General features: G+C 63.8%; 16 protein-coding genes. 5 read left to right on the top strand and 11 right to left on the bottom strand.

Annotated features, from left to right (window positions below):
• Positions 1 to 18: 18 nt before the first annotated feature.
• On the top strand, positions 19 to 1,827 hold the full coding sequence (locus EB815_RS18905; protein WP_056573042.1) for an NAD(P)/FAD-dependent oxidoreductase: 1,809 nt from the start codon (positions 19 to 21) through the stop codon (positions 1,825 to 1,827).
• A gap of 227 nt (positions 1,828 to 2,054) precedes the next feature.
• Here the strand turns inward: EB815_RS18905 and tmpB are convergent, their stop codons facing one another.
• Positions 2,055 to 2,639 carry a (R)-1-hydroxy-2-trimethylaminoethylphosphonate oxygenase gene (gene tmpB / locus EB815_RS18900; RefSeq protein WP_056573046.1) on the bottom strand — a complete coding sequence of 195 codons (585 nt, stop codon included), beginning with the start codon at positions 2,637 to 2,639 and terminating at the stop codon, positions 2,055 to 2,057.
• On the bottom strand, positions 2,636 to 3,787 hold the full coding sequence (gene tmpA / locus EB815_RS18895) for a 2-trimethylaminoethylphosphonate dioxygenase (protein ID WP_056573513.1): 1,152 nt from the start codon (positions 3,785 to 3,787) through the stop codon (positions 2,636 to 2,638). Before tmpA ends, tmpB begins: the two co-directional genes overlap by 4 nt.
• 122 nt (positions 3,788 to 3,909) lie before the next feature.
• On the opposite strand from tmpA, the gene EB815_RS18890 reads away from it, so the two are divergent.
• Positions 3,910 to 4,797 (top strand): LysR family transcriptional regulator, encoded by an 888-nt coding sequence (locus EB815_RS18890; RefSeq protein ID WP_056573048.1) that lies wholly within the window; start codon positions 3,910 to 3,912, stop codon positions 4,795 to 4,797.
• A gap of 12 nt (positions 4,798 to 4,809) precedes the next feature.
• Here the strand turns inward: EB815_RS18890 and EB815_RS18885 are convergent, their stop codons facing one another.
• From EB815_RS18885 to EB815_RS18875, 3 genes are read right to left on the bottom strand one after another with little or no spacing between them, the layout of a single operon-like run.
• The gene (locus EB815_RS18885; protein WP_056573051.1) at positions 4,810 to 5,337 is read right to left on the bottom strand and encodes a GNAT family N-acetyltransferase; all 528 of its coding nucleotides are present in this window, start codon (positions 5,335 to 5,337) and stop codon (positions 4,810 to 4,812) included.
• Between the two features lie 45 nt (positions 5,338 to 5,382).
• Positions 5,383 to 5,691, bottom strand: a complete 309-nt coding sequence (locus EB815_RS18880; protein ID WP_056573054.1) for a hypothetical protein — start codon at positions 5,689 to 5,691, stop codon at positions 5,383 to 5,385.
• 4 nt (positions 5,692 to 5,695) lie between these two features.
• A complete protein-coding gene (locus EB815_RS18875; protein ID WP_056573056.1) occupies positions 5,696 to 6,259 on the bottom strand; it encodes an XRE family transcriptional regulator in 564 nt (187 codons plus the stop codon).
• A 154-nt stretch (positions 6,260 to 6,413) separates the two neighbouring features.
• On the opposite strand from EB815_RS18875, the gene EB815_RS18870 reads away from it, so the two are divergent.
• The gene (locus tag EB815_RS18870) at positions 6,414 to 8,246 is read left to right on the top strand and encodes an ATP-binding protein (protein WP_056573058.1); all 1,833 of its coding nucleotides are present in this window, start codon (positions 6,414 to 6,416) and stop codon (positions 8,244 to 8,246) included.
• A 226-nt stretch (positions 8,247 to 8,472) separates the two neighbouring features.
• Here EB815_RS18870 and EB815_RS18865 read toward each other — a convergent pair whose 3' ends face one another.
• Complete coding sequence (locus EB815_RS18865) at positions 8,473 to 9,264, bottom strand: GGDEF domain-containing protein (protein ID WP_056573060.1); 792 nt, start codon at positions 9,262 to 9,264, stop codon at positions 8,473 to 8,475.
• Between the two features lie 105 nt (positions 9,265 to 9,369).
• Positions 9,370 to 10,335, bottom strand: coding sequence for a tRNA (adenosine(37)-N6)-dimethylallyltransferase MiaA (gene miaA, locus EB815_RS18860; protein WP_056573064.1), 966 nt, complete (start codon positions 10,333 to 10,335; stop codon positions 9,370 to 9,372).
• Here miaA and serB point away from each other — a divergent pair.
• Together serB and EB815_RS18850 are read left to right on the top strand one after the other, a co-directional pair.
• Positions 10,325 to 11,212 (top strand): phosphoserine phosphatase SerB, encoded by an 888-nt coding sequence (gene serB / locus EB815_RS18855; RefSeq protein WP_081295090.1) that lies wholly within the window; start codon positions 10,325 to 10,327, stop codon positions 11,210 to 11,212. The two genes, miaA and serB, sit on opposite strands and share 11 nt — an antisense overlap.
• Positions 11,209 to 11,781, top strand: coding sequence for a GNAT family N-acetyltransferase (locus EB815_RS18850; protein ID WP_056573069.1), 573 nt, complete (start codon positions 11,209 to 11,211; stop codon positions 11,779 to 11,781). The genes serB and EB815_RS18850 overlap by 4 nt, the downstream gene beginning before the upstream one ends.
• Before the next feature lie 32 nt (positions 11,782 to 11,813).
• Here EB815_RS18850 and EB815_RS18845 read toward each other — a convergent pair whose 3' ends face one another.
• The 4 genes from EB815_RS18845 to hflK form a co-directional block, all read right to left on the bottom strand.
• Entirely contained in the window at positions 11,814 to 13,328 is a 1,515-nt protein-coding gene (locus tag EB815_RS18845; protein ID WP_056573072.1) for a DegQ family serine endoprotease, read from the bottom strand.
• Between the two features lie 150 nt (positions 13,329 to 13,478).
• On the bottom strand, positions 13,479 to 13,667 hold the full coding sequence (locus EB815_RS18840) for a DUF2065 domain-containing protein (RefSeq protein ID WP_056573074.1): 189 nt from the start codon (positions 13,665 to 13,667) through the stop codon (positions 13,479 to 13,481).
• 3 nt (positions 13,668 to 13,670) lie between these two features.
• Positions 13,671 to 14,642, bottom strand: coding sequence for a protease modulator HflC (hflC, locus tag EB815_RS18835; protein WP_056573077.1), 972 nt, complete (start codon positions 14,640 to 14,642; stop codon positions 13,671 to 13,673).
• Positions 14,642 to 15,757, bottom strand: a complete 1,116-nt coding sequence (gene hflK, locus EB815_RS18830) for an FtsH protease activity modulator HflK (protein ID WP_056573080.1) — start codon at positions 15,755 to 15,757, stop codon at positions 14,642 to 14,644. Before hflK ends, hflC begins: the two co-directional genes overlap by 1 nt.
• Positions 15,758 to 15,806: the final 49 nt, after the last annotated feature.

Genomic DNA, 15,806 nt, shown 5'->3' with positions numbered 1-15,806 from the left:
ACAACCGGAGGAGAAACCATGCTTGAGAGAACCCCCACCACGAAGGCGCAGGCGCTGCTCGACAAGTTCGGCAAGGCGCTTGCGGACGGCGACATAGACGCAGCCGCCAATTGTTTCCAGGCGGATTGCTACTGGCGCGATCTCGTCACCTTTACCTGGAACCTGAAGACGATGGAGGGCCAGGACCAGGTCCGCGACATGCTGACGGCAACCTTGGCTGAAACCGGACCAAGCGACTGGAAGGTCGCCGAAGGCGAGGAAGCAAGCGAGGCGGACGGTGTCACCACTGCCTGGATCACCTTCGAGACAAGGGCGGCGCGCGGCTTCGGCCTGGTGCGCTTCAAGGGCGACCTTATCTGGACCTTGCTCACCACCATGGCTGAACTGAAGGGACACGAGGAGAAGTCCGGCTTCACCCGACCGCTCGGAGCCAAGCATGGTCACGGCAAGGACAGGAAATCCTGGCGCGAGGAGCGTGACGACGAGATCGCCGAACTCGGCCGCAGCAGACAGCCCTATGTCGTGATCATCGGCGGCGGCCAGGGCGGCATTGCGCTGGGTGCCCGCCTGCGCCAGCTCGGCGTGCCGGCCATCATCATCGAAAAGAACGAACGCCCGGGCGATTCCTGGCGCAAGCGCTACAAGTCGCTCTGCCTGCATGATCCGGTCTGGTACGACCATCTGCCCTATATCGACTTCCCAAAGAACTGGCCGGTTTTCGCGCCGAAGGACAAGATCGGCGACTGGCTTGAGATGTACACGAAGGTGATGGAGCTGAACTACTGGTCCTCCACAACAGCCAAATCCGCCAGGTACGACGAGAAGGCCAAGGAATGGACCGTCGTCGTAGAGCGCGACGGCGAGGAGATCGTGCTCAAGCCCAAGCAGCTGGTGCTCGCGACCGGCATGTCCGGCAAGGCGAACTGGCCGAAATACAAGGGCCAGGACATCTTCAAGGGCGAACAGCAGCATTCCTCGACCCATCCGGGTCCAGACAAGTACCGCGGCAAGAAGGTCGTGGTCATCGGCTCCAACAACTCCGCCCATGACATATGCGCGGCACTGTGGGAGGGAGGCGCCGACGTCACCATGGTGCAGCGCTCCTCCACCCATATCGTCAGGTCCGACACGCTGATGGATATCGGGCTCGGCGGGCTCTATTCGGAGCAGGCGGTCGAGAACGGCATGACGACGCGCAAGGCCGACCTGATCTTCGCCTCCCTGCCCTACCGCATCATGCACGAGTTCCAGATTCCGCTTTACCAGCAGATGAAGGAACGTGACGCGAAGTTCTACGCGGACCTGGAGAAGGCCGGCTTCCTGCTCGACTGGGGTGATGACGGTTCGGGCCTGTTCATGAAATACCTGCGCCGCGGTTCGGGTTACTATATCGATGTCGGCGCTTGCGATCTCGTCATCGACGGCTCGATCAAGCTCAAGAGCGGTCCAGGTGCCGCGGTGCAGGAATTGACCCAGACCGGCGTCAAATTCGTCGATGGCACCGAATTGCCGGCCGACCTCGTGATCTATGCCACCGGCTATGGCTCGATGAACGGCTGGGCCGCGGACCTCATCTCGCAGGAGGTGGCCGACAAGGTCGGCAAGGTCTGGGGCCTTGGCTCCGACACCGCCAAGGATCCCGGCCCGTGGGAAGGCGAGCAGCGCAACATGTGGAAGCCGACCCAGCAGGAGGCACTGTGGTTCCATGGCGGCAACCTCCACCAGTCGCGCCACTATTCGCAGTATCTGTCGCTGCAGCTGAAAGCACGGCAGGTCGGCTTGCCGACGCCGGTCTATGGGCTGCAACAGGTTCACCACAAGGCCTAGCTGCCTATCCCCAGGAGTCCCCTCCTCTCCTGCGATCAGCAAGGCCGGCCCCGCGCGGCGCTTCCGCCGCGCGGGTGCTTCGTTTCAGCTGGGCGCGATCGGCAATGGGCCGAAAAACGACGCGTCAGGCGACCGCTCGCGACAGGTCTCCGGCCGGAATGCAGCCAGCGCGTTTGCGCCATTGAAGCAGAAACACATGGGCTGTCCTTCCCGGTGATGGACCGCGGTCAGGCGCGATTGGCGAAATCGCGCACGACGCGCTGCAGCAACGGCACATAGTCGCGAAACGCCCGCGTCTTCATGTTCGCGATCTTGCCGCCCTCGTCCCAGATGCGGACCCGCACCGCTTCCTCATGGAACGGGTTCTTGCGGAAGTCGGCCACCTCGTCGGCGCTCATCGGTCCGCCCTGCAGCGACAATGTATGCACCGAAGCCGGCGACAGCTTGGAGAAATAGGTCGGGTCGGTGGCGCAGAGATAGCGCTTGGCCGCGACGTGCAGCCTCACGCACTCGACGATGACAGGCGGGAAGAACGGCGCCAGCACCTCGCCTCCGGCCTCGTCATGATGCTTGTCCTCGACATCGTCGGGCGAATAGGTGCCGAATTCGCTGGTGTAATGGCCGATGTCGTGCAGCAGCGCGGCTGCCACCAGCGCGTCGGGCGCGCCGTCCTGTTCCGCCAGCCATGCCCCCTGCAGCATGTGCTCGGACATCGTCACCGGCTCGCCAAGATAGGATTCGGCGCCCCGGCGCTCAAAGATGTCGGCGATGAACTCGACGATGTTGTCGGCGTTCAGATCCCGGCCGCTCATTCCGCGGCCTCCTTGAAGCTGTGCTCGATCGCGGCAAGCGTCGACAACAGGCCGTCCTTGTCGGCGTAGCAGCCTTGCAGCCAGCGCTTTCCGGTGCCCGAAAACGCCTTGCGGGCATGCATGACGCGCGTGTTGTCGACGATGAAGGCCTGCCCAGCTTCCAGTTTGAACGTCACTTCGAAAGAGGGATCCTCGATCAGCTGGGCGAACCGGCGATAGGCGCCATAATAGGCATCCATGTCGGCGAACGGCACGTCGACGACAGGCGCCAGCGAGCGGTTGTTGAAGCGGATGCAGATGAGTTCGCCATCCGGCCCGAGTTCGATCATCGGCCGCTTCGCCTGCAGCCGCACACCCGAGGAGCCTGCATATTCGAAGCGTGCCGGACAGGAACTCAACAGCCGGAAGCCTTCGGGGTTTTCAGCCTGCAGCGCGGCCGCGACGGCAAAACCGTCGACCACGCTCGACTCGCCGCCCTCCACCGTATTCTCGATGCAGGAGAGGATCTGCAGCGTCGGCACCGGGTCGCGGTAGGGATTGTCGGTGTGTGCCTGAAGCCCGAGATTGGTATAGGCGAGATTGTTCGGGTTGACTTCCGCCCGCACTTCGAACCAGCGGCCGTAATTGGTCTCCCTGATGTAACCGAACAGGTCGGAGACCTTGCACAGCGCGCCGGATTCGGCCGGCAGACCGTCCATTACCGCAAAGCCGTAGGTCCTCACCGCCGAAAGCCATTCGCGCAGGACGCTGCGGCCGTGAAGGGCCGCCGCGTATCTGGCGCGCGGTACCGAATTCTGCATCGTCGCCTTGGTCCAGCGCTGGATGATATCGCCTGTCCAGCCGGGCTCGCGGGGCTCGTCGCGGTCGTAGGCGTTTGCGCTCAGCCATTGCGCTGGAAAGCTGACCGTTTTTCCTTCCGGCACGAAGCTGACCTCCAGCGCACCGGCCTTTATGGTGGCCGCGCCAATCCTCGTCTCGGCCGGAATGTCGAGAATCGTGATCAGGCGCTGGCCGTTGCCGGCGCTGCGCGTCTTGTCGTCAAGCGCATTGTCACGCAGCCACATGGCGTGAAAGCGCGCGCGCCTCCCGTCTTGCCAGCCGAGTTCGATTGTCCTGCCTTCGTCGCCAACCAGCGCGTGGGTGAGCATGGGAATGCCGTTCCTGTCCGTTGCGCCCCACGGCCCGATCCGTGAGGTTTCGATTGCATTGTTGACGAAAGGAAAGGCATAACTCAAATTATCATTTTTTGGCCAAAGACCATAAATTTCTAATGCCTCAAAAGCCCATTCCCGCTGTGCCCCCGCTCGACTGGCTGCGCAGTTTCGAGGCTGCGGCGCGACTGTCGAATTTCACGGCGGCAGCGGCCGAACTCGGCCTGACCCAGGCCGCCGTCAGCCAGCATATCCGGCTGCTCGAGGAACGATTGAAGACGCGGCTGTTTTCAAGGCTTGCGCGTGGTGTCGCCCTGTCGCCCGAGGGCGCCGCCTACCTGCCCCACATCCAGTCGGCCTTCGCCACCATCTCCAGCAGCACGACGGAACTGTTCGAGCCGCGCGCCGTCCAGACCGTCTCGATCCGGGTGCCGATCTCCTTCGCCCTGCTGATACTGGTTCCAGCGCTGCCCGATCTCGCCGAAGCGCTGCCGCGTATCCAGCTCGATTTGGTGACGATCCACCGGCCGACCGACTACGATTTGCCGGGCTCCGCGCTCGACATCCGTTTCGGCAACGGATCCTTTCCCGGGCGCGAGGCCGAAAGGCTGACCGCCGAACGCCTTGTGCCGGTGGCAAATCCGGCCCTGGCCGGTGCCGCCGACTGGACATCCCTGCCGCTGCTTCTGGTCGCGGGCGCGCGCGAAATGTGGTCGGAATGGTTCGCGGCGGCCGGACTGGCCGGCCACCCCCAACGGTCGCATCGCTTCGACAGCTTTGTCGCCGCCATGGAAGCGGCGAGTTCTGGAGCCGGCGTGCTTCTGGGGTCGCGGCCGCTTGTCGACGCAGCGCTCAAGAGCAGAAGCCTGGTGCCGCTTTCCGATTTCGAGCTCTCCAGCACCTCAGGCCATTTCCTGACCAGGGCCTCGACCGCGCGCCTGACCAGTGCCGAACAGGATTTCCGCCAGTGGCTGCTGAGCTACCTGTCCAGGGAAGCCTCTGCGTGACGGCGTGAGCCATCACGACCCGGCGCCGATCCGCTTCCAGTAGATCAGCGTGCCAGTCAGCCCGCCATGCGGCTTCAGCGCATAGTCCGGAATTTCCCCAGCCAGGGTGAAACCGAGTTTTTCGTAGAGGCCTGACGCGCCCTCTTCCGTCGCCGTATCCAGAACCAGCAGCGTGCGTCCATTCTCCACGGCGAGACGCTCCGCGGCCCGCATCAGGCGCGTTCCGATACCCCTGCCCCGGTATTCGACTGATGTCATCAGCTTGGCGATTTCGGCCCGGTGCGGCTGATTGGGTGGGCAGTCGAGCAGCAAGGTGACGGTGCCGGCCAGAACCTTGCCGTCCCATGCGCCAAGCACCACCCTTTCGCCTTTTGCCGCCGCCGCCAGCGACCTCTCCCAGAATGCGCTTGCCGCTTCCGGCACCAGCGGATGCATGAAGCTGACAGAGCCACCGCCGGCAACTGTCTCGACCAGCAGGTCAGCCAGCTTTGCCAGTGTTTCCGCACCGGCACTCAGCGCTCCGATTTCGATGGAATTCATGGCCGTCCTCTGGAAACGATGAATGGGGTCGATAGCGCGCCGGCATCAGTCGAGATGGCGCACGCGCCGCCGCTTGCGCGCCGCCTTGATGGTGCTGATGCGCTCGGTGTCTTCTTCCTTGAGATGCCGTCCGCGCTCGAGGATCTCGAGTGTGTATTCCTCATAGGTCAGGCCCAGCCGCTCGGCCTTGTCCATGCGCATCAGCATGATTTCGTGGCTTGGCGCCTTCCATGCCTTGGCATGCGCGGCCTGCCAGGCCAGGAAGATAAAGGGATCACCCTTGCCCCATGGCGGCCCCTTGTAGTCGTCAAGAGGCGGCCCTCCGTTGTGGGAGCGCTTTGGTCGTCTTGCCATCGTGTCAGCCCCTGACCAGCGCGACAAGATAGTCGGCGCCCGCCTCCAGGGCATGGAAGATGCAGTCCGACGGCGCCCCAAGCGCCAGGCAGTCGCCGGGCTCCAGCCTGTGCATCACATCGCCTTCGGTGAATTCGAGCTGTCCGGAAATCAGCCAGATCTGCTGCTTGATGAAGGCGTAGGAGGCCGCCGGCAGGCTGACCCTGGCGCCTGCTGGCAGATGCACCTTGATCAGTTCGAGCGGCATGTCGCAGGCCGGCGACAAATGCCGCCTGACATAGCCTGTGTCCGGATCGCGCCACACCGGCTGGTCGGCCTCGCGCAACAGCCCGCCGCCTTGCAATTCCGCCCGGGCGATGAGGGTCGACAGCGTCATGCCGAAGGCCGCCGCAATACGCACCAGAAGGGCCGCCGTCGGGCTGGTCATGCCGCGTTCGATCGTGCTCAGCATCGCCTTGGAGACACCGGACCGCTCGGCGAGTTCGGCCAGCGACCAGTCCCGCATGGTCCTTTCAGTGTGAATTCGTCTACCGATGGTCGTGGAAATATCGTTCGCTATATCATCCATTCGTCCATTATAACGAAATTCCGACGATGGAAAAGCGCCCTCTCATGACAATTTTCAACAGGCGCTTAATCCTCTCTACACCATCCAGCCTCATCCGACCTTAACCCCGCTTCGGTAGGATCCGATCTCCAGGGAAATGGGGATTGGCCTGTCCATGTATGTCGAACGCGAAGCTTCCGTCGGAGAACCGACATCGCAGGAGCGCCGCAACGCAGAGCAGAACGACCGGCGCATCCTGGGCAACGTCGTGCAATGCGACGGCGCGCGCGCCACCATCAGCGCTTATGCCGACGATGTCGACGGTGCGGTCACCGGCCTGTGGACGGTCGGCAAGATGATCTCGATCAATCTGGGCACGACGCGAACCGTCGGCCTGGTCTATGCCATAGGCAAGTCGGACCGTGCCTGGAGCAGTGAGGGCCAGAACGCCATCGAGGTCAGCATCGAGCTGATCGGCGAAGTGCGGGACCCCGCCGAGCCGGGCGCCAAGCCGATATTCGACCGCGGCATTACCACCTATCCGCATATCGGCGCCGTCGCGCACCGGATCCGCAGCCGTGATCTCCAGGCGGTCTACGATCTGGCCGGCCGCCATTCCATCACCATCGGCTCGCTGTCCCAGGACGAAGGGATCGCCGCCAACATCGCGATCGACGACACGCTGGCGCGCCATTTCGCCATTGTCGGCACCACGGGCGTCGGCAAGTCCACCGCTGTCTCGCTGCTGCTGCGCAAATCGATCGCGGCGCGGCCCGACCTGCGCATCCTGATCCTCGACCCGCACAATGAGTTCGCCGGCTCTTTGCCCGAATATTGCGTCAAGGTCGATTCCAAGACTCTCGACCTGCCGTTCTGGATGTTCAAGCTCGAGGAATTCGCCGAAGTGCTGTTCCGTGGCCGTGAGACGGTCCCGGAGGAGATCGACGCTCTGCGCGACCTTATTCCGCTCGCCAAGAACCTCTACCGCAACCCGAATTCAGGCGCCTATCTCAGGCGCGGCAACGATGCGCTGACAGCCGATACGCCGGTGCCTTACCGGATCGCAGACCTGCTCAAGCAGATCGACGAGCGCATGGGGATGCTCGAAAGCAAGAACGACCGTCCGATCCTGAAGTCGCTGAAGACGCGCATCGAATCGGCTGCCGCCGATCCGCGCTACCGCTTCATGTTCAGCTCGCGCCTGATCGAGGACACCATCCACGAGACGATCGGCAACATCTTCCGCGTGCCGCATCACGGCCGCCCGGTGACCTGCTTCGAGATGGCCGGCATGCCCTCCGAAGTGGTCAATTCCGTGTGCTCGGTGCTGGCGCGCCTGGCCTTCGATCTCGCTCTGTGGAGCGAGGGCAAGCTGCAGCTCCTGTTTCTGTGCGAGGAAGCGCATCGTTACATGCCGGCCGATCCGCGTCTCGGCTTCGCGCCGACCCGGCACGCCCTGTCACGCATCGCCAAGGAAGGCCGCAAATATGGCTGCTATCTCGGCGTCGTCACCCAGCGTCCGGGCGAGCTCGACCCGACCATCCTGTCGCAATGCTCGACCTTCTTCGCTATGCGGCTCGCCAACGAGCAGGACCAGGCGATCATCCGCTCGGCCATCGCCGACTCTTCCGCCTCCACGCTTGCCTTCCTGTCGTCCATGGGCCAGCGCGAGGCCATTGCCTTCGGCGAAGGCGTGGCGACGACCATGCGGCTGAAGTTTGAAAAGCTGCCCGCCCACCTGCTGCCCGGTACGGCCAAACGCGAAGAAGCCGAGGCGCCGAAGACCGGCGACGATGTCGATCTGGTGGCGATCGTCGAGCGGCTGCGCAACGTGCCCAAACCGACGCCGCAGGCCATGGCCTTCGCCGAGGTGGTCGATTCCGGCCGCCAGGCCGGCGACCCCGACTATCGAAAGCCGGCGACCGCCCGCGTGCCGTCGGACGACGATTTCGACATGCGCTACGGCCTGAAGCCCGCCACCTTCGGCCTGCGCCCCCAGAACGATTAGGTCTGGGCGCTACGTCCATCTGCCGATACTTCTGAGAATTTACCTCAAGGGATCCAAGTACCTGGCTTCGTTCGCCAGCTTGGATAAATCCGTCAGGAAATTCGTCAGGCTGAGTCGGTTGGTGTCGACTTCGAGAACCGGAGCGAAGCGGACTTTTGGTCCGTGAGCACCGGAAGCGCAGAAGTCGGCATCAAGCGGCCAGCATCACGAATTTGGTGGCGGGATTTTAGGCGCAGACGCGGTTGCGGCCCTGCCTCTTCGCCTCATAGAGCTGGCGGTCGGCGCGGCGGTAGAACTCCTCCGCCGTTTCCTTCCGGTCCCAGACCGCGAGCCCGACGCTGGTGGTGATCTTGAGCCTGACATTGCCCGAGAGGATCGACATGTTGGCGATGGCCTTGCGGATGCGCTCGGCGAATTTGCCCAGCAGTTCCGCCTCCATATTGGGCGTGACCACGGCAAACTCCTCACCGCCCAATCGAGCCACCACATCGTGGAAGCGTGTCATGTCCTTCAGGCAGCTGGCGACGGCCTTCAGCACCTCGTCGCCGACATCATGGCCGTGCGTGTCGTTGACCTGCTTGAAATGGTCGAGATCGAGGATCATCAACCCGACCGGCTTCTCGATGCGCCGGAACTCCTCAAGATATTCCTTCAGCGCATCGTCGAAATAGCGCCTGTTCTGCATGCCGGTCAGGCCATCCGTCAGGGCGGCGTGCTCGAGCGTTTCGGAGCGGGCGCTGAGCGAAACCGTCATGGCGCGCAGCTTACCTTCTTCCGTCGCCTGTTTGCGGATCAGCGGGTAGATGAAGAAGATGCCGAAAAACAGCGCTGTGGCGAGCAGAACGCCGGTCGCGAACAACAGCTTGTTGAGGTAGATGACCTTGTCCAGGCCCGACTGGGTATGGAGTTCCGTGGCGAAGGATTGCATGAGTCCATAGGCGTGCAGCGTCACCAGACCAGCGGCCAGGATCACGAAAATAAAGACGAAAAAAGCGGATTCCGCCTTATGGAAACGCATCTGCTCCCCAATGGAAAAGTGCCCGTCGACCTTATGGCACGGACCGCCTTACGGAGCGTTAACTCCGACAACCTCGACGGGAACCCTTCCCTCAAGGTCAACTTTTTAAGTTGTATTAGCAACAAGTGTTTGGATCGTGGTTTCGAGATCGTCATCCCGGCGCAATCTTTGCCATTCCGGCCCCAGTTGGTGCCGAAACCAGGTCGCTTGCCGCTTGGCATATTGCCGGGTAGCGATCTTGGCGCGCTCGATCGCTTCGGGAAAGCTGGATAGGCCGGCCATCGCCGCTTGCAGTTCGCGAACGCCGATCGCCTTCATCGCCGGCAGGTCCGGATCGAGGCGAAGGGCTGCAAGTTGCCTGACCTCCTCCAGCGCGCCCTTGTCCAGCATCTGGTCGAAGCGCCTTTCGATGCGATCGACCAGCGCGGCCCGATCCGGCTCGATGACCAGGAAACGGGCCGTCTGCCTGTCGATGAGCGGCCGGCCGCGCTCTGCCTGCCATTCCAGGATCGATCGGCCGGAGGCGTCGAGCACTTCGAGCGCACGCACGATGCGCTGGCTGTCGGTTGGCTTCAGCTGGATGGCGGCTCTCGAATCCTCGCGCAGCAGCAGCCCGTGCAGCTTGACCGCGCCTTGCTCTTTCAGCTCGTAGCGCCAGCGGTCGCGGATGCGCGGCGGAATATCGGGCATTTCCGAAATGCCTTCGGCCAGCGCGCGAAAATAGAGGCCCGTGCCACCGACGAAGACCGGCCGCCGCGACAGCGCTCCGTCGTCGATGAGTTTCATCACGTCGCGTAGCCACGCGCCGGTCGAATAGGCGGTACCGGGATGGACATGGCCGTAGAGAAAATGCGGCACCCGCGTGAGGTCGGCCGGTTGCGGCCTGGCGGTCAGCACGTCGAGAACCGAATAGCCTTGCATGGAATCGGTGTTGACGATGACGCCGCCTGTGCGTTCGGCCAGATCGAGCGCCAGCGCCGACTTGCCGCTGGCGGTCGGCCCGGCTATCAGGATCGCATTCTTCACGCGGCCTTCGCCCGCATCCGCGCCGGAATTCTCGATGCCGCTCATTGCCACGCTTGTTTCCCGTCCCGCTGACCGCGCTCTGTCGGGGTCGCTTGCGAATATGGCCTCGCGGACGGTGGGCGCAAGCACCGTCGTCTGGCTGGCCGAAGGCATTGCCTGCGATCTTGCCTTGCCGCAAGGGGCTGACATCGCCGGGATCACCGACGCCTTGCGCGCCGCATTGGCCGCTGAACCGGTCGACGTGACCGTCCAGCAGGCGGACACGCGTCGCAAGAAAATCCTCATCGCCGACATGGATTCGACCATGATCGACCAGGAATGCATCGACGAACTGGCCGACGAGATCGGTGTCAAGGATCGCGTTGCCACTATTACCGCGCGGTCGATGAACGGCGAGATCGCCTTCGAACCGGCTCTGCGCGAACGCGTCGCGCTGTTGAAGGGGCTCGATGCCGCCGTCGTCGACCGCATCGTCGCCAACCGGCTGACATTGGCCTCGGGCGGCCGCGAACTGGTCCAGACCATGCGCGCCAACGGCGCCTGGACAGCGCTGGTCTCGGGCGGCTTCGAGGTCTTCACCACACGCATCGCGGCGATGCTCGGCTTTCAGGAAAACCGCGCCAACCGCCTGCTCGAACAGGATGGACACTTCACCGGCCTGGTCGGCGAGCCGATCCTGGGTCGCGCCGCCAAGGCCGACGCGCTGCTCGAAATTTCGGCGCGCCTTGGACTGACACCCGCCGACGCCATCGCCGTCGGTGACGGCGCCAACGATCTCGACATGATCCGCCTCGCCGGCACCGGCGTGGCGCTTCATGCCAAGCCAACGGTGGCGGCGCAAGCAAAGGTGCGCATCGACCATGGCGACCTGACGGCCTTGCTCTATTTGCAGGGCTATCGCCAGGAAGAATTTGCGCAATGAAACCAATGCGTACCGAGCGGCTGGTCCTGCGCAACTGGGAAGAGCGCGACCGCGAGCTCTTCCATCGCATCAATTCCGACGAGCGCGTCATGGAATTCTTCCCGTTCCGTCGCGACCGCGCCGCCGCCGACGCCAAGATGGACGAGGTCCGCGCATGGATCGATGAGGATGGCTATGGCTTCGCCGCGGCCGAGATTGCCGCCACGGGCGACTGCATCGGCTTTGTCGGGCTATCAGGAACCGAGGACATGGACGTCCTGCCGGCCGGCACGATCGAAATCGGCTGGCGGCTGGCTCCGGAATTCTGGGGCAAGGGCTATGTCACCGAGGCCGCCGAGGCATGGCTTGCCTACGGTTTCGAGACGCTTGGTCTCGACGAAATCGTCTCCTTCGCCGTCGCGGAAAACCACCGTTCGACCGCCGTCATGAAACGCCTCGGCATGACGGCCGATCCATCGGCTGACTTCGATCATCCCGGCATTCCCGACAGCCATCCCGCGCTCAAGCGGCATGTGCTCTATCGGCTCTCTCGCGACGGTTGGCAGGCAAGAAAAAAGGCGGCTCGTTAGCCGCCTTTTTGATAGATCGGTGGATTGAAAACTCAATCCATCCGGATCGTCACGAAGCGCAACTCGCCGGTCTTCGACGCCAGCATCAGAAGCGCGTTCTTGCGCCCCTGCTCTTTCAGCGCGCCGATCCTGTCCATGACATCTTTGGGCGTGGCGACCGATTCCTGCGCAATCTCGGTGATCACCTCGCCCGGCTGGATGCCACGTTCCGCGGCGGCCGAGTCCTTGGCCACGTCCGTGATGACGACGCCGGAGACATCGGCGGCGATGCTGAATTTCTTGCGCGTCTCGTCATTGAGCTCGCCCACCGTCATGCCGAGCACCGAGGCGGTCGAAACGGCTGGAGCCTTGTCGCCCTTGTCCTGGTCGGTATTGCCGTTCTCGCCGCTGGCGAGCTTCTCGCCATCCTCGAGCCGGCCGAGCGTCACCTTCACCGTCTGTTCGACGCCCTTGCGCACGATCAGCACGTCGACTGCCTTGCCGACAGGGCTTTCCGCAACGACGCGCGGCAGGTCGCGCATTTCATGGATGTCCTTGCCGTCGAACTTGATGATGACGTCGCCGGCCTGGATGGTGCCGTTGTCGACAGGTCCGCCCTTGATGACGCCGGCCACCAGCGCCCCCTTGGCGGTCGTCATGCCGAGGCTCTCGGCGATGTCGTCCGTCACCGGCTGGATGCGCACGCCGAGCCAGCCGCGCCGCGTCTCGCCAAACTGGCGCAACTGGTCGACGACGCCCGAGGCGAGCTGCGAGGGGATGGAGAAGCCGATGCCGATCGAGCCGCCAGAGGGCGAAATGATCGCGGTGTTGATGCCGATGACCTCGCCGGCGCTGTTGAACAGCGGTCCGCCGGAATTGCCACGGTTGATTGCCGCATCGGTCTGGATGAAATCGTCATAGGGGCCGGAATTGATATCGCGGTTGCGCGCCGAGACGATGCCGACCGTGACCGTGCCGCCGAGGCCGAACGGATTGCCGATCGCCATCACCCAGTCGCCGACGCGCATCTTGGTGGAATCGCCGAACTTCACCGCGGTGAGCTTGTGGCCTTTCGGATCGACCTTGAGCACCGCGACGTCGGTCTTGGTGTCGGTGCCGACCAGCTTTGCCTTCAGCGTCACGCCATCGGAGAAATTGACCTCGATGTCGTCGGCGTCCGCAATCACGTGGTTGTTGGTGACGACGATGCCTTGCTCGGCGTCGATGACGAAACCGGATCCCAGCGACTGCACCTTCTGCGCGCCATTATCCTTGTCGCCGCCGCGGTTCTTGAAGAAATCGTCGAAGAAGTCCTGGAAGGGCGACCCTTCCGGAAGCTGCGGCATCGGCACGGCGCCCGGTCCTTCCGTGCCCTTCACCGTCTGCGAGGTCGAGATGTTGACCACCGCGCCGAGCAGGCCTTCCGCGAGGTCTGCCACCGAAGCAGGTCCGTCGGCCGCGAAGGTCGGCGTCACGAAGGACGGGAAGGCGACGGTGCCGACAAGAAGTGCCGCCGTGCCGGCTATGAATGTCCGCCGTGCTGCGCGCAAAAGGAGTGTTGATGTCATCGAGAAGCCTCCCGGTATTTCTGAAAGAGAAAGCGCAACGGCAAAAACACCGCGTTGCGCCATGTTGGCAAAAAATACGGCACGTTTGCGGCTGCGACCAGCGGCGGAGGATAAATCCTCCGTTTTGCCGAAGATGAAAACCGGTGGTTCTCATCCGCCCCGCACCAGCCAGACGATGCCGACCCCGATGGCGATGGCGACCAGCCCCGCGATCCGCAATGCGTTCTCCGGCATCGACAGCACCTCGCCCGCGAGCTTCCGCGCGAAGCCGGGAAAGCCGCCATAGACCAGGCCCTCTATGACAAGGACCAGGCCTATCGCCGCGAAGAAGTCCTGCACCGGCTATTGCTGGCCGGTGCTGGGTTGTGTCGTCGGCGCGGCGGGTGCCGTCGCCGGTGCGGCCGGTGCCGGCGGCGTCTGTTTCGCCGGCCCTTCCTTGCCGTCGGGATCGCGGAAGTAGCGGAAGAACTCCGAGCTCGGCGACAGCACCATGGTCGTCCCGGTGCTGTCCAGCGCCGTGCCATAGGCGTTCATCGACCGGTAGAAATCGAAGAAGGCCGGGTCGCGCTGATAGGCTTGCGCGAAGGTGGCGCTGCGCTGGGCCTCGCCCTCGCCGCGCAGGATTTCCGATTCCTTCTGCGCCTCGGCGATGATCTCGACAACTTCGCGGTCGGCGCGGGCGCGGATGCGCTGCGCCGCTTCGTTGCCGCGTGCCCTCAGCCTTTCGGCCTCGGCCAGGCGCTCGGCCTTCATGCGGTCGAAGGTCTGTTGCGAGACCTCGGCGGTCAGGTCGGTGCGGCGGATGCGGACGTCCTCGATCTGCAGGCCGAGCGAGGTGGCGTCGGGCCGGAGCTGATCGCGCACTTCGCGCATCATCACCGCACGCTCTTCCGAGAGAGCGGCCTCGAAATCGCGCAGACCGTAGACGCGGCGCAAGGCAGCGTCGAGACGGGTCCTGAGCCGCGCCTCGGCCAGTTCAATCTGGCCGGACACCGCGGCACGGAACACGCGCGGATCCGAAATGCGATAGGCGATGAAAGCGTCCACCTCATAGAACTTACCGCCCGAAACCTGGACGCGGATGTTGTCGAGGTCGAAGCGCAGCACCCGGTTCTCGATCAGCTGCACCGTGTCGGCGTCGAAGAACGAGAACGGCGCCTTGAAGTAGATGCCGGGCTCGGTCTTGACGTCGACGATCTCGCCGAAGCGCAGCACCAGCGCCTGCTGGCGCGCATTGACCACGAAAACCGAGGAATAGATGAGGAACAGGATGACCGCCGCGATGACGACGAAAACGGGGAGACGGTTGCCCATCACTGGTTACCTCCCGTGTTCGCGCCAAGCGCGGCCGGGGCCGGCGCTTTCTGCTGCAATGCCGGCAGCGGCAGGTAGGGGACGACCCCTTGCCCGTTGCCCTGTTCGACGATGACCTTGCTCGAGTCCTTCAGAACCTTCTCCATGGTTTCCAGATAGAGGCGCTTGCGCGTGACATCGGGCGCCTTGGCGTATTCGTCGTAGACCGAGATGAAGCGCTGCGCCTCACCTTCGGCTTCCTGCACCACCCGGTTCTTGTAGGCGGCCGCGTCTTCGCGGACCTGTGCGGCCTCGCCGCGTGCCTGGCCGAGCTTCTGGTTGGAATACTGGTTGGCCTGCTCGACGAACTTGTCCTCGTCCTGCTCGGCGCGCTGCACTTCGTCGAAGGCATCGGCCACTTCGCGTGGCGGCGCCGCGTCCTCGATCGAGATGGCGTTCACCTGCAGGCCGGCCTTGTAGCCGTCGAGCGTGGTCTGGATGATCTCGCGCACCGAGGCCGCTATGCCCTGGCGGTCGTCACGGAAGATATCCTGCGCCGGCCTGCGGCCGACGGCTTCGCGCATGGCGCTTTCGGCGACCTGCCGCAGCATGCCGTCCGGATCGGAGACGTCGAACAGATAGGCGCGGGGATCGGAGACCTGATAGGCCACCGAAAACTGCACGTTGACGATGTTCTGGTCGCCCGACAGCATCAGGCCGTTGCCGCTGGTGTTGCCGCCGCCGATGTCGACGAGTTGCTCGGAAATCTTGGCCGTCTCGACGGTCTCAAGCGGCCACCAATGGAAATGCAGCCCCGGCTGGGAAAGCTCGGCCTTCGGCTTGCCGAAACGCAGTTCGACCGCGACCTCGTCCGGCTGCACTGTGTAGACCGCCTGGAAAGCCCACAGCACCACCAGCACCGCGGCGATCAGTCCGAAAACGGCCGGACTGGCACCGCCGCCACCGGGCAGAGCGCGCCGCAGCCGGTCCTGGCCGCGGCGAATGATGTCTTCGAGGTCGGGCGGCGAGCCCTGCGGGCCGCTTGGCCCCTTTGGCCCCTGCCCCCAGGGTCCCTGATTGTTACCGCCGCCGCCCCACGGGCCGCCGCCTCCGCCACTCTTGTCGTTCCAGGGCATGAATGTCCTTTCGCTTGGAATTCCCTCAAGCGCCGGAGTTACGGCGCAA

It is taken from the genome of Mesorhizobium loti, assembly GCF_013170705.1.
In the GTDB taxonomy this organism is placed as follows: Bacteria; Pseudomonadota; Alphaproteobacteria; order Rhizobiales; family Rhizobiaceae; genus Mesorhizobium; species Mesorhizobium loti_D.
Note: the sequence above shows the minus strand (reverse complement) of the source record. Positions and strands in the feature narration are given on the sequence as shown.